This is a genomic window from Gilliamella sp. GillExp13 (genome assembly GCF_001690815.1).
In the GTDB taxonomy this organism is placed as follows: Bacteria; Pseudomonadota; Gammaproteobacteria; order Enterobacterales; family Orbaceae; genus Gilliamella; species Gilliamella bombi.
In genome coordinates, this window is sequence record NZ_LZHJ01000101.1 from 1 (window position 1) to 15,280 (window position 15,280).

General features: G+C 35.5%; 10 protein-coding genes. 6 read left to right on the plus strand and 4 right to left on the minus strand.

Annotated elements, in window-relative coordinates:
- The 3 genes from A9G37_RS06835 to A9G37_RS06845 form a co-directional block, all read left to right on the plus strand.
- On the plus strand, window positions 1-207 hold a 207-nt coding region (locus tag A9G37_RS06835; RefSeq protein ID WP_141671110.1), incomplete at its 5' end, for an IS3 family transposase.
- A gap of 286 nt (window positions 208-493) precedes the next feature.
- Window positions 494-1,945 carry an APC family permease gene (locus A9G37_RS06840; RefSeq protein WP_065575028.1) on the plus strand — a complete coding sequence of 484 codons (1,452 nt, stop codon included), beginning with the start codon at window positions 494-496 and terminating at the stop codon, window positions 1,943-1,945.
- Window positions 1,946-2,301: 356 nt separating this feature from the next.
- Window positions 2,302-2,769 (plus strand): IS30 family transposase, encoded by a 468-nt coding sequence (locus A9G37_RS06845; protein WP_065575029.1) that lies wholly within the window; start codon window positions 2,302-2,304, stop codon window positions 2,767-2,769.
- 375 nt (window positions 2,770-3,144) lie between these two features.
- On the opposite strand, the gene A9G37_RS13590 is transcribed toward A9G37_RS06845, so the two are convergent.
- The 3 genes from A9G37_RS13590 to gltB all read right to left on the minus strand — a co-directional run bounded on the left by A9G37_RS13590 (window position 3,145) and on the right by gltB (window position 9,477).
- Window positions 3,145-3,243, minus strand: a complete 99-nt coding sequence (locus A9G37_RS13590) for an NINE protein (RefSeq protein WP_080702388.1) — start codon at window positions 3,241-3,243, stop codon at window positions 3,145-3,147.
- Window positions 3,244-3,593: 350 nt separating this feature from the next.
- Window positions 3,594-5,006, minus strand: coding sequence for an FAD-dependent oxidoreductase (locus A9G37_RS06855; protein ID WP_065575031.1), 1,413 nt, complete (start codon window positions 5,004-5,006; stop codon window positions 3,594-3,596).
- A gap of 13 nt (window positions 5,007-5,019) precedes the next feature.
- Complete coding sequence (gene gltB, locus A9G37_RS06860; protein ID WP_065575032.1) at window positions 5,020-9,477, minus strand: glutamate synthase large subunit; 4,458 nt, start codon at window positions 9,475-9,477, stop codon at window positions 5,020-5,022.
- Between the two features lie 285 nt (window positions 9,478-9,762).
- Between gltB and A9G37_RS06865 the strand changes: the two genes are divergently transcribed.
- From A9G37_RS06865 to A9G37_RS06875, 3 genes are all read left to right on the plus strand, one after another.
- Window positions 9,763-11,286 carry a fused MFS/spermidine synthase gene (locus A9G37_RS06865; protein WP_065575033.1) on the plus strand — a complete coding sequence of 508 codons (1,524 nt, stop codon included), beginning with the start codon at window positions 9,763-9,765 and terminating at the stop codon, window positions 11,284-11,286.
- A 14-nt stretch (window positions 11,287-11,300) separates the two neighbouring features.
- Window positions 11,301-11,918 (plus strand): MFS transporter, encoded by a 618-nt coding sequence (locus A9G37_RS06870; protein WP_065575034.1) that lies wholly within the window; start codon window positions 11,301-11,303, stop codon window positions 11,916-11,918.
- Between the two features lie 518 nt (window positions 11,919-12,436).
- Window positions 12,437-13,618, plus strand: coding sequence for an NAD(P)/FAD-dependent oxidoreductase (locus A9G37_RS06875; RefSeq protein WP_065575035.1), 1,182 nt, complete (start codon window positions 12,437-12,439; stop codon window positions 13,616-13,618).
- Here the strand turns inward: A9G37_RS06875 and A9G37_RS06880 are convergent.
- Window positions 13,611-15,044 carry a sigma-54 interaction domain-containing protein gene (locus tag A9G37_RS06880; RefSeq protein WP_065575036.1) on the minus strand — a complete coding sequence of 478 codons (1,434 nt, stop codon included), beginning with the start codon at window positions 15,042-15,044 and terminating at the stop codon, window positions 13,611-13,613. The genes A9G37_RS06875 and A9G37_RS06880 overlap by 8 nt on opposite strands.
- Window positions 15,045-15,280 lie beyond the last annotated feature (236 nt).

Here is a 15,280-nt window from a genome sequence, read left to right on the forward strand (position 1 = left end):
TTAAGTCGCAAAGGCTGCCCCTATGATAACGCAATTGCAGAAAGCACATTCAAAGCAGTGAAAACAGAATTTGTGTCAAATACTATTTTTGATTCACTGGCGCAACTTAAATTGGAATTTAATCACTATGTGGATTGGTTTAATTATAATCGACTTCATTCAACATTAAATTACCAGTCGCCGATTGAATACAAAAGAAATCGATGACCTTATCTTTTTGGTACTAAAAAGTGTGGACATACCAAAATGAAAGCAGGTAAAATTCGAGGTCGTATGGTTGTTGATATGAAAATGCAGAAGTCTAAATAAATTAACCTCATTTGTAATTCAAAAAGCTGGCTATATGCTGGCTTTTTTATAAATCAAAAAATTATTTATTTGATTTATCTAAGTTTTTATGTAAATAATGTTAATCTTTTCTTGTGTTTTATAAATAAATCCCTATCATAATCAGATTTTGCTAATTAATTTTATATGTTTCAAGAGGAACTTCATGGCAGATCATAATTTAGAGAATAATTTGCGCAAGGATCTTGGTTTAGTTTCTGCATTATCACTAGTCGTTGGAATGGTTTTAGGTGCAGGAGCTTTTATGAAACCTCCTGCTGTGTTAGAAGTTGCTGGTGATTATAATTTTGCGTTGCTAGCTTGGGTAATAGGTGGTGTATTTTCTATTTGTGGTGGTTTAACTCTTTGTGAACTAGGAGTCATGTTTCCTCGAACTGGTGGAATGTTAGTATATTTAGAAAAAATCTATGGTGCGAAAGTTTCTCACCTTTATGGTTGGATGATAACTGTCTTATTTGCGCCTTCACTTATTGGAGCACTAGTCGGGTATTTTAGCTCAGTATTTTGCTTATTATTTCATATCAATGATGCTTATCGAATGGCTGTGAGTGCTGGCGTTTTAGTGTTTATTGCAACAATCAATGCAGTAGGTGTTAAAAAAGCAGGTTATTTGCAAACTATTGCCACTATATGCAAACTTATTCCAATACTATTATTAGCTATATTTGGATTATGGAAAGGTAGTGGACAAGTGGTATTGTTCAGTGCTAGTGGGCAAGGGATTGAAAGCTATGCGCCTTTCGCTGTCGCTATTTTAGCTACGTTATTTGCGTATGACGGTTGGGCGCAGGTCGCATCGGTAGCTGGTGAAATTCGTAATCCGTCGAAAGTTTTACCCCGAGCCATAATTTTAGGCATAATTTTCCTTGTTATAGTTTATGCCTGTATTAATATTGCATTATTCAAAATTTTTCCTGTTAAAGAAATGGTATCACTAGGACATGATACTTCAGCGGTTGCTTCACAGCGGATGTTTGGGCATTTTGGTGGTAATTTAGTTGCAGTTGGTATTATGATTTCCATCTTAGGCGGCATTAATGGCTATATTATGACGCTATCTCGCACAATTTTTAGCATGGGAGAACGAGGGACTATCATTGGTGCACGTTATTTAAGTACTATTGATGAAGAAAGTCGCTCACCAATTAATGCGATTATCGTTTTAGTTATTTTTTCTTTCCTTTATTCAGTGTTACTCGATGCTGATCGTCTATCTGAAATATCGATGTTTTCCATATGGGTATTTTATTTATTAACTTTCATTGGTGTAATAATTGCTCGAAGAAAATACCCGAATGTGACTAGAACTTATAAAGTAATTGGTTATCCGATTATTCCTATCATCGCTATGTTAGGTGCAATATATGTCATTTACGGAATGTTAATTTATCAAACCGTAAATGGTATAGCTTCAATAGTGGTCACCTTAATTGGTTTGCCAGTGTATTACTATTATCATATAAGAAATAAAAATAAAGCGCTATCACTTGGTGAAATGAAAAAATATGATACTAGCACTAAATATATGATCGTTACGGTTTCAATAAGTATCATTTTGGGATTAATTGTTTATGGTTATATCGTTAGTGGCAAATGATAAGAATAGTTAATTATTAATTTAAATTCTAAAATCAATACAATAAATAGACCGGCTAATGTCGGTTTATTTTTTTAATAAAAAGTTAAATATAATTTGAAACCAAGCTATAAATATCCTGAATTCAAACATGAAGTGCAATTTTAAACACGGTGGAGTGAAGAAAGTAGAAAGGCGATTTATACTAGCACCTTCGCACCACCACAGTTTGGAGATTGCTATGTATTATAATCACCTTTCTAGGAAGGAAAGATACCAGATTTTCGTATTATTACAAGCAAAGAAGGAGAGCGCCGTTATAAACGGTCAATTAAACGACGTCCAAGTTATGTAGAAAGCCGGAAAACGCGAGGACATTGGAGGGAGATACGATTATTAGCCGTAAAGACAAGCAAGCATTGGTGACATTAGTTGAACGCAAAACAGGGCTAGTATTAATTGGGCGCCTCAATCAACGTACCGCCTCCGAAACGAGAGATATGATAATAAAATTGCTAACACCGTTTGAAAAAATGGTTAAAAGCATCACCTTTGATAATGGAACCGAATTTAATTATCATCATGCTATTGAGCATTATTTAAATACTACCGTGTACTTTGCGGAGCCTTATAAAAGCTGGCAAAGAGGCACAAATGAAAACACTAATGGCTTAATACGTCAGTTTATACCTAAGTCAGCGGCCATTTCATTAGTTGACGACGAACAGATAAAGAAAATACAATATCTATTGAACACACGCCCAAGAAAACGGCATAAGTTTAAAAGCCCTGCTGATTTTTATTCTAAGGAGTTAAGAAGAATTGCACTTCATGGTGTAATCTAGGTTTTGAGTTAATATGTAGCGTAATCAACAAATATTTAGTGATACAAAAGATAGAAAATAAAGGCTTAAATGCTTTATTAATTTTTATTATACCTTTAAACCCCATAAAGTAATTTCAGGGAAAAACGCCTTATGAGTTTTAAAGGATCATTTTAATCATAAAGTGTAAATAGCCTTTTTTTACATACTATGAATTTTTTTCATTTATAACATGCGTTGATGATTCAGTGTGGCAAGGGTTATTAATTTGAATTGAAATATTATTTTGTGACTGATTATATTTACTTTTGTAGATACAGTTAGCATAGTTAAGCATACCGCTAGTTAGAAATAGGTCTAAAAACCATCCGATACCTAATAAACCAGCAGTAAAAACTAAATGAAGCCTGTAATCCATTTTCCACAGTACATGCGATGGGCTCCCCACATTCCAAGAAAGAACCATAATAAATATGCGACACCTTTACTTTTCATACTATCTCCATTTTATAATTAACTTATGTTTTTATTAATAATTAATGCTTTTTATAAATATTATTCATACCTGATGCAGTAGATAATTGATGTAACGTTAATTTTTAGTGTAACGATAATAGTAAAATCACTAATTTTACTGTTTTCTTATTTATTCTGCAAATAGAAGAAGCATATAATATTACAAGAAGTTAACTCGATTTTGTTGAAATGAATGCTAATAAGTATCTGTTAGATTAAATCTGAGCTACTAAAATTAAAGATAAAAACTCGAATTATTAAAAACCCGCTGTTTTAAAGCGGGTTTGTTTTTTTATTTAAAGTAATTTTGATTGAAAGCAAGATAATCGCTAAATCTCTAAGTAATCTAAGATACCTTCAGCCGCTTTGCGACCTTCGCTGATGGCGGTAACAACTAGATCAGAGCCACGGACAGCATCGCCACCAGCAAAGATTTTTGGATTGGTGGTTTGGTAGCTGTTAGCTTCGGGTGCGATGATTTTGCCTTGTGGGTCAAATTCGACACCATGCTGAGCAAGCCAAGGCATGGCATGAGGCTTGAATCCAAAAGCCATAATTACTGCATCGGCAGGAAGAATAAATTCAGAACCTTCGATAATTACTGGCGAGCGTCGTCCTTTTGCATCTGGCTCGCCTAGTTCTGTTCGAACCATTTTTATGCCTGTGACTTGTCCTGTACCGTTAATTTCAATGCTGAGAGGTTGTACGTTAAATTGGAACTGTGCGCCTTCTTCTTTGGCATTTTTGACTTCTCGTTTTGAGCCAGGCATGTTGGCTTCGTCTCGGCGATAAGCACAAGTAACTTCAGTTGCACCTTGACGAATAGATGTTCGTACACAGTCCATTGCAGTATCACCACCACCTAATATCACAACACGTTTGTTTTTCATGTCAATGTACGGGGTATCTTGGGTTTGCGCATGTTTCATTATGTGTTTAGTGTTGGCAATTAAAAATGGTAAGGCATCATAAACGCCGTTGGCATCTTCGTTTTGAAGACCCGCTCGCATTGATTGATAAGTTCCAGCTCCCACAAAAACCGCATCAAATTCGTTGATTAAGTCGGTTAATTGTAACGTTTTACCGACCTCAGTATTTAGACGAAACTCAATGCCCATTTCAGTAAAAATATGTCTTCGGTTGATTAATACTTCTTTATCAAGTTTAAACGCCGGGATGCCAAAGGTGAGTAGTCCACCAATTTCAGGGTGACGGTCAAACACAACTGGCGTTACGCCATTGCGGACTAAGACATCGGCACAAGCAAGGCCAGCAGGACCAGCACCAATAACTGCAACTTTCAATCCTGTTTTTTCGACGTTTGATAAATTAGGTTTCCAACCCATTCTAAATGCTTCATCAGTAATATAACGCTCTATATTACCTATGGTAACTGCACCAAATTCAGCATTTAAAGTACAAGAGCCTTCGCAAAGGCGATCTTGTGGGCAAACACGACCGCAAACTTCAGGCAGGCTGTTGGTTTGATGTGAGAGTTCAACCGCTTCTAATATTTTGCCTTCATTAACCAATTTTAACCAATTGGGAATATAGTTATGAACAGGGCATTTCCATTCACAATATGGGTTGCCACAAGCAAGGCAACGATCAGCCTGTGCTTGTGATTGTGGAGCAGAAAATCCTTCATAAATTTCAACAAATTCAATTTTGCGAATATTTAACGATTTTTTAGGCGGATCAACACGTTGTAAATCGATAAATTGATAAACATTTTGACTCATTTTCGTGTTCTCCTTACTGTGCTTGAATACGTAATTCTGCTGATGAGCGACTGCGGTGCCCAAGTAGGGCTGTTACATCACTCGATTTTGGTTTGACTAATACAAATTGTTTTGAATAATCATCCCAATTAGCCAAAATTTCTTCCGCGCGTGATGAATGGGTAAGTTGAGCGTGCTCCATTATTAAACCACGTAAATGTTCTTCGTGAATTGAGTAATCAGCAACATTCAATAGTTCCACTAACTCTTTATTTATGCGTTTATGGAAATCACTATCTTCATCTAAAATATAAGCAAAACCACCTGTCATACCTGCACCAAAGTTAACTCCTGTTTTGCCTAATACGCAGACAATACCGCCTGTCATATATTCACAGCCATTGTCACCAATGCCTTCAACAACACTAATTGCACCAGAATTACGTACCGCAAATCGTTCTCCAGCACGTCCAGCGGCAAAGAGTTTTCCTCCAGTTGCACCATATAAGCAGGTATTACCGGCAATGGTTGCTTTATGGCTTAAAAATGCTGAGCCTTGCGGTGGTCGAATCACAATACGACCGCCAGCCATGCCTTTACCAACATAATCATTGGCATCGCCTGTGAGTGTTAAGTCCACACCTCCAGCGTTCCAAACACCAAAACTTTGACCCGCAGTGCCGTTAAAGTTAAGCGAAATAGGATCAGCAACAAGACCTTGGTCACCATATTTTTTGGCAATATAGCCAGATAAACTAGTACCTACAGAGCGATCAGTATTTTGTATATCAAAATAGAGGCTTTGGCTTTGGCGATTATCAACAAATTGCTGTGCTTGTGTGATGATCTCTTTATTCAGCACACCTTTATCAAATGGTTTATTGTCTTCAATACAATAAACTGGTTTGCCATCAATAGGTTTTGCTGTTTCAAGCAGTCCTGATAGGTCAAGTTTTTGTTGTTTTGCCGTGATGCCATCAAGTTCTAATAACAGATCGGTGCGTCCTATCAAATCGACGATACGACTGACACCTAGCTCGGCCATAATTTCTCGCGTGTTACGCGCAATAAAGCGGAAATAGTTTATCGTTTTTTCTGGCAGGCCATGATAATGTTCGCTACGCAGTTTTTCGTCTTGCGTTGCAACACCCGTTGCACAGTTATTAAGGTGGCAAATACGCAGATATTTACAACCTAAGGCAACCATTGGTCCTGTTCCAAATCCAAAACTCTCAGCACCTAAAATAGCTGCTTTGACAATATCTGTGCCCGTTTTTAAACCACCGTCTACTTGTAAACGTATTTTGTGACGTAACCCATTGGCGACTAATGATTGCTGAGTTTCAACTAACCCTAATTCCCAAGGAGAACCAGCATATTTGACTGAAGTTAATGGGCTGGCGCCTGTTCCACCATCATAGCCTGAAATGGTAATTAAGTCGGCATAGGCTTTAGCAACTCCAGTTGCGATTGTGCCAACGCCTGGCTCTGATACTAATTTAACCGAAATCATGGCATTAGGGTTAATCTGTTTTAGGTCAAATATTAATTGTGCCAAATCCTCAATCGAGTAAATGTCGTGATGAGGTGGTGGTGAAATAAGTGTGACACCCGGTACAGAAAAACGCAATTTAGCAATATATGGGGTGACTTTGTCGCCAGGTAACTGACCACCTTCCCCCGGTTTTGCTCCTTGTGCTACTTTGATTTGAATAACATCGGCACTCATTAAGTAACTTGGTGTTACACCAAAACGACCTGATGCAACTTGTTTTATGCGTGATACTTTTATGGTGTTGTAGCGAGCTGGCTCTTCACCGCCTTCGCCTGAATTTGAAAAACCACCGAGCGTGTTCATTGCTTCGGCAAGGGATTCATGTGCTTCAGGGCTTAGCGCACCAATTGACATGGCTGCCGAGTCAAAGCGTTTGAACAGTGATTCTTCTGGTTCGACTTGATCAAGTGGAATAGCTGTGTTTTCAGGTGGATTGAGCTTTAATAAATCACGCAAGGTGGCAATAGGGCGGTTGTTGACGATATCGGCATAGCGTTTGTAATCTTCATAATTGCCATTATTGACCGCTTTTTGTAGTGACTGTACTACATCAGGATTATAAGCATGATATTCACCATCATGAACATATTTAAGTAACCCACCTTGTTCTAATGGTTTTCTTTTCAGCCATGCACTTTTTGATAAGTTAAATTGGTCTTGTGCAAAATCATCAAAATTGGCACCATTAATACGGTTAGTAACTCCTTGGAAACAAAGTTCAACAACCTCTTTATTTAAACCAACTGCTTCAAATAGTTTTGAACAGCGGTAAGAGGCGACAGTTGAAATGCCCATTTTTGACATAATTTTATATAAGCCTTTGTTAATTCCATTACGATAATTAAGAATGGCTTCACGGTAAGATTTGTTTATTGTGCTATTATCGACCATTTGGCCTAAAATTTCGTAGGCTAAATAAGGGTAAATTGCGGTTGCACCAAAACCAAGAAGTACCGCAAATTGATGTGGATCACGGCAGCTTGCGGTTTCGACAATGATATTAGCATCGCAACGTAAGTTTTTTTCAACTAAGCGTTGCTGAACAGCTCCAACTGCCATAGGCGCAGGAATTGGTAAGCGATCAGGTGCTATATTTTTATCTGATAAAATCAATAATACCGTGCCATTGCGAACTTTTGCTTCAGCATCACCACATAATTGTTCAATGGCATCGCGCAGGCTACCATCGATTTCATAAGTGATATCTAAGGATTCTGATTTGTAATAACGTGACTCTAATGCTGTTAATTGTTTAAAATCTGAATAGACCAAAACAGGGGATTTGAACGCAACACGATGCGCCTGACCTTCTGCTTCGGCAAACACGTTCATTTCACGGCCAATACTGGTTGAAAGTGACATAACGTGTGATTCGCGTAGTGGGTCGATAGGCGGATTTGTTACCTGAGCAAATTTTTGACGAAAATAATCATAAATTGAGCGAGGCCTTGTTGATAGTACCGCAAATGGTGTGTCATCGCCCATTGAGCCGGTGGCTTCTTGACCGTTTTCACCTAGCACTCGAATACATTGGTCTAGCTCTTCAACACTATAACCAAATTGTTTTTGATAAGTTGCTAGCAAGATATCGTCATAATATCGAGAGCCAATGTTATCATCAGGTAGGTTTTCAAAAGGGATCAGTCTTTTAACATTTTTTTCCATCCATTCTTTATATGGATGACGTTTTTGTAAATCGTTGTCTGTTTCAGACGATTGTAAAATGCGACCTTCTTCAGTGTCTATAACTAACAATTCACCTGGACCAACGCGTCCTTTAGTGACGACTTCGTCAGGTTGATAATCCCAAATACCGATTTCGGATGCACAGGTAATGAGTTTGTCTGTCGTTATTACATAACGTGCAGGACGTAATCCGTTACGGTCTAAGTTACATGCGGCATAACGACCGTCAGACATTACAATACCGGCAGGACCATCCCAAGGTTCCATATGCATTGAGTTGAAGTCGAAAAAAGCACGCAGATCTTCGTTCATGTCAGGATTATTTTGCCATGCAGGTGGAACCAATAAGCGCATAGCTCGTACAATATCCATTCCTCCTACAAGAAATAGCTCAAGCATGTTATCTAATGAACTTGAATCAGAACCTGTGACATTAACAAAAGGTGCCGCATCTTGTAAGTCCGGAATGAGTGGAGTTTTAAATTTATAGGAACGTGCTTGTGCCCATTGCCTATTACCTTCAATAGTGTTGATTTCACCATTATGAGCTAAATGCCGAAAAGGTTGCGCTAATGGCCAACGAGGAACAGTATTGGTTGAAAAACGTTGATGAAACAAACAAATTGCTGTTTCCATTCGGATGTCAGCCAAATCTAGATAGAATCGAGGTAAATCTTTAGGCATACATAAGCCTTTATAGATATTGACCTGATTTGAGAAACTACAAACGTAAAATGTATCGTCTTGTACCCGTTTTTCAATTCGACGGCGCACCATGTATAGGCGGCGTTCTAAATCAATTTTTGTCCATCCAGCGGGTGCATTAACAAAGACTTGTTCAATTTTAGGCAATGATGATAGGGCAATTTCACCAAGCACACTTTTATCAATTGGTACTTCACGCCAACCTAAAATAGATAAGGTTTCATTGGCTAATTCTTCTTCGACAATATCACGGCTAATTTGAGCTTCTTTTTCATCTTGGCTCAAAAACAACATACCAACGGCATAATTACTTGCTAAACGCCAGCCCGCATCTTGTGCCACTAATCTAAAAAATCGATCGGGTTTTTGTAATAAAAGTCCACAGCCATCGCCAGTTTTACCGTCTGATAAAATGGCACCACGGTGTTGCATTCTGGCAAGTCCGTGAATTGCAGTACGCACCACTTTATGACTTGGTTGTCCTTCAATGTGAGCAATTAAACCAAATCCACAGTTATCTTTTTCATGATGCTGGTTATATAACATATCATTGCCTCTAATTCATCGTTTTATAATTTAAGAAGGAATAGGCTTTAATTCCATATTGCGTGTGAAGTTAATCAAAAATTAGTTTTTGGTCAAATAAATATTATTTATAAGTCAATCTTCCAAATATAACGTTATTAATAAAGCTAATGGCGGTTTGTATTACGTTTATATCTAGTTGTATTTGATGCAAAATGAATAATTGTCTAAAATATTAGCAATTAATTATATATTAACTATAATTAGCTTAAATAATAATAGTTAGTTAGGAGTAGGAAAATCGCTATGAAATATTTTGCTTGGTGCATTTCGCTTTTAGTTGGATTGATGAGCTTAGGTCAAGAAATGCTATGGTTTAGAATCGTTAGCTTTATGTTAGGTGGTGCTCCCTATGCTTTTGCACTTGTACTGTTCTTTTTTCTATTAGGTATTGCTTTTGGTGCAAGTCGAGGTAAAGCAATTTGTACACGCTATTCGAACCTACTATTGGCCGGAGGAATGGTTTTAATTTTTGCTGGTTTTATTGATATATTAATTCCATTTATTATTCAAAGCATAAATCAACCAAATAGCTTAACTCAATGTATATGTATATGTAGTATTTTAATATTTGTCGTTGCAGCTTTAAAGGCAATATTATTTCCAATTGTGCACCATTTAGGTACGAATATTGGCAATGGAAAAGTAGGTGCTTCAGTTTCTAAAGTCTATTTTTTTAATATTATTGGCTCAACGCTTGGTAGTTTATTAATTGGCGGAGTTCTTCTTGATTATATTTCTATTTCATCAATGTTTATTTTAATAGGTATTGTTTGTATCTTATTAGGTGGCTTGATGATAATTAAAAAATCGGCAGTTTCTGTTTCTGCCTTTGCTATACTTGGTATTAGTTGCTTTTATTTTGTAGATAAACACACTGATTATATTTTCAGAGATAGCCTAGGACAAGACATATCTATCAATTCTTATATTGAAAATCGCTATGGTGTAATTCATATCGCCGATGACAATAAGAATGGACGGAAAAATATTGTAGTAGGAAATCGAATGTATGATGGCATTTTAAATATAGATCCAGATAGTGATATAAATGACTTAAATCGGCTTTATTTATTAGCGGCAATTCATCCAAATCCTAAGAAAGTGCTGGTTATTGGGGTTAGTGGTGGGGCTTGGACGCGTGCTTTATCAAGTTTTCCTACATTAGAAACGATTGACGCCATTGAAATTAATAAAGGTTACTTGGATATTATTAAACAATACCCAGTTGTTTCTCCAATACTAGATGATCATCGAATTAATATCTATATTGATGACGGTCGACGTTGGCTTAAACGAAATAGTGATAAAAAGTATGATTTAATTATTATGAATACTACTTACCATTGGCGTTCAGGAATAACCAATCTATTATCGCAAGAAATGATGAATATATTACATAATTCATTAAATCCTAATGGTATTTTGGCATTTAATAGTACTCGTTCGCTAGATACATTAAAAACGGCACAATCGGTATTTAAGTATGCTTATTGGGGTACAATGGGCTTTATTTATGCCTCGGATTCAGAGATTAACATTGATGACAATGTTGCTAAAAATCGCCTTGATAAGTTGGTTTTAGATGGCAAACCATTGTTTAATGAAGCGTCTAAACAAGTTAAAAACGGTGCTTACCAAAAAACATTAGCAACCAAACTGTTAAGTCTAGATGAAGTTGAAAAGCTTTATAACTTAGGACGAGATACGGAAATTATCACCGATAGTAATATGATAACTGAATATAAATATGGTTATTTGGACAAATAATTAAGGACGCTTTTATGTTAAGTAAGAAACAATCACTACTATTAAGCACGCTATTTTTTATTTCTGGAATGAGTGGCTTAACTTATCAAGTTGCTTGGCAACGAGCTCTTTATTCGGCTTTTGGATCTGATGCTGATTCTGTAGCAATTATTGTATCGGCATTTATGTTAGGACTTGGTTTAGGGGCTCTTGGAGGAGGAAAAATTGTTGATAAATACCCAAATAAAGCACTACAGTTTTTTTGTTTTAGTGAATTTGGAATTGGTTTATTTGGAATAATTAGTTATCAACTTATTTTATTTGTCGGTGATATCTTTATTGTTTATAATTTAATTGTTGTTGCAATTGTTAATTTCTTATTGGTGCTTATTCCAGCCCTTTTGATGGGAGCAACACTTCCAATTTTAATTACTTATATAGCACAGTTTTGGAAAAATATTGGTCAAACAACAGGACATCTTTATGCGATTAATACTTTTGGTGCGGCAATTGGTGCAATTTTGACAGGATTTATTTTATTTAACTATTTTGCTCTTAATGTTGTAACGATATTTGCTGCACTAGGAAATTTTGTTGTTGCTATATCTGCTTATCTATTTTTTAATAAAATGCGAATAAAAAAGAGCGGATAAGAAGATAGAATAATACTATTAAAGATATTAAAAATGATAAATCGGTGATAGTTGTCGCTGGTTTATCAATATATTATTAAAATCAATTAGTTATTTATTTAAACAATACAAGCTTTTTACTATTAATTAAGTTTAAATAAGTAATAAAGATTATTTTGTTATATTTACCCTCCTTTTATAAAAATTGCATAACCATACCTTTATAATTGAATGAAAAATAAAAAGAATGCTGGCTTAATAAATATTATTTATAAGTCGATCTTTTAATAAGTTATATAAACGTTATTAATAAAGCTAATAGTAGTATTTACCTTTATGATTTATTTTGTTTTTTATAAGTTAAGGTGTTGCTTTTAAATTTGGCTTTAGAAAATGGGATATAAGTTCTTTTTCTTTCTTGTTAAAAAGTTTCAGGTAACTAGGTGTTTGAGTATAAAATAAGTTATTTGATTCAATAACTATGTGTGCCAATTGTATACTGTTATAATTTGTTATCTTTTATTTTTGATCTATTAATAATGCAAACTAAAATTACAATTGTGGGTGCTGGCGCCGCTGGGCTTTTTTGTGCAGGTTTACTGGGGCAAAAAGGGTATGATGTTACTGTGATTGATAATGGTAAAAAGTTAGGACGCAAAATTCTAATGTCTGGTGGTGGTAAATGTAATTTTACTAATTTAATGGTTGAACCTAGTAATTATATTTCTTGCAATCCTCATTTTTGTAAATCAGCTTTGAAACAATTTACTCAGTGGGACTTTATCCAATTAGTAAATCAGTATGGTATTGCTTACCATGAAAAAGATCATGGGCAATTATTTTGTGATAATTCAGCGCAAGATATTGTTGATATGCTATTAAACGAGTGTCAAAAAGGGCATGTTCATTTTATGATGCAGACTCAGGTTGAAGATATTAGCAGTGATAAAATAGGATTTAAATTACATACTTCTCAAGGCATTATTGATAGTGATAATCTTATTATTGCTACGGGAGGCTTATCGATGCCTGCCCTTGGCATGACTTCAATTGGTTATAAAATTGCCGAAAAATTGGCTATTCCAGTGATACCAGTCAAAGCAGGATTAGTACCGTTCACGTTACATAAACCTTTACTTGATATATTATCAACCTTGTCAGGTATTGCTGTTGCTGTTGAAGTTTCTAATGAAAGAGTTAGTTTTAAGGAGAATCTATTATTTACTCATCGAGGAATTTCAGGACCAGCTATTTTGCAAATATCAAGCTATTGGCAGGCTGGAGAGTCAATTACTATTAATTTATTACCTGATTTCACATTCGAATCATCGTTTAAACCATTATTAGAGCAGAATCGTAATCAAACTATAAAAAATTGTTTAGCACAGGTTTTACCTAAAAGGCTTGTTGAGGTGTTAATACAGCTCAATTTGATAAACGATATAATAGTTAAGCAACTTAATTCCAAACAACAGCAAGACTTGTATAATGCTTTAACACATTGGCATATTACTCCAAATGGGACTGAGGGTTATCGTACTGCGGAGGTGACTCTTGGTGGTATAAGTACTGATGCGTTGTCTTCCAAAACTATGGCAGTTAAAACACACCCCAACCTCTATTTTATTGGTGAGGTTGTTGATGTGTCAGGTTGGTTAGGTGGCTATAATTTTCAATGGGCATGGAGTAGTGCATTTGCTTGTGCTCGATCGTTTAATTAATTACGCCCATTTGAATATGGTATTTTTTTACTTTGTATTGTAACGTTGTGCGTGAAATGTTTAATAGTTTTGCCGCCGTTATAATTTTGCCGTTGGCTTGATTTAATGCGTTAATAATGAGTTGTCGTTCATAGTTTTCAACTTGTTCAATTAAGTTGTTTCTATCAGTAGATGTGTTAATAGGTAAATTTTCTGGTTTATTGATATCATCGTTTTGAGAAGATGAACTATTAAGATCGAATAGATCTTCATCAAGGATAATATTCTGTAATTTACCCGGTTCGTTTTGTAATACCATACTTCTGACAATTGTATTTTCAAGCATACGGACATTACCAGGCCAAGGAGCTGATATTAATTGTTGTAGTGCATGTTCACTGATACCGCTAATTACAACATTGACGTCGTTTTTATGTTTATCAATAAAATAGCGTGCTAACACCGGAATATCTTCTGTTCTGTCGCGCAAAGCGGGGAGTTTTATTAAACCAACGTTTAAGCGAAAAAACAGATCACTTCTCATTTTTCCTGTTTTTAATAGTTCTGTAGGTGGTTCATTCATGGCAGCAACAATACGAACATCTGAATGCATTTCTTTATTACCACCTAATTGCCAGTAGGTTTTTTCTTGTAAGAATCGTAATAATTTACTTTGCATTTCAAGAGGCATAGCATTTAATTCATCAAGGAATAATGTGCCTCCGTTAGCCAGTTCTAAATAACCTTGTCGGTTTTCAGCACCTGTAAATGCGCCTTTGACCGTACCAAATAGGGTGCTTTCAATCAGTGTGGTTGGTAGTGCACTACAGTTGAGCGAGATAAATGCTTTGTCACGGCGTTGGCTTATTTGGTGGATTAAACGAGCAAATAGCTCTTTACCTGTTCCTGTTTCGCCAACTATTAATACTGGAACTTCATTTGCTCCCAAGATGTTAGTTTGATCGATAACCTCTTGCATTGTTTTTGATACAAAAACAATTTCTGGTAATGGTTGTTCTTTATTTTGATATAACTTGCTATTGAGCTTGAATACTTGGTCTTGTAATTGCCTAACAGTAGATAAATTTCGACCTATTTCTATTGCGCCGATAATTTTTTGATTTTTATTATAAAGAGGAACTGTTGTGTGCATATAATCTACAAGTTTACCTACATGGTTATAATAGCTTTGGTAATTGTTTTGATATTCTTTCCCATGTTGTAGGGCTTGCAACATCGTGCTGTCTTCTTTTCGCATCTTGGGATAAACTTTAAGCATTGGTTTTCCTATAGCTTGTTCTATAGGAAAACCATCAAGTTCAGCACTTTCTTGATTGTAATAAACATATTTGCCTTCTTTATCAATAATCGCCATTGGTTGATGGATTAAATCAAAAAAATGTTTAAATATTTCCAATGATTGTAATAATTCAGGATCGATTGTCATGGTATTCGTGCCTTTTGAACTAGGGTGATTTGTTATATTTAGCTTTGTTTAATTTAAACGCCTGTTAATTATCATATAAAAATGACAAATTTTTGTCATAAAAACGGATTTTATACTAAATGATTAAATTTTTACTTGCGTTTTGTTTGTTAATATATTGATTATTTTTGTTTTTAAAGTTGGCATGCTGATTGCACAACAAGTGAGAGGCCATTTTACTTATTTTTTATGTAATC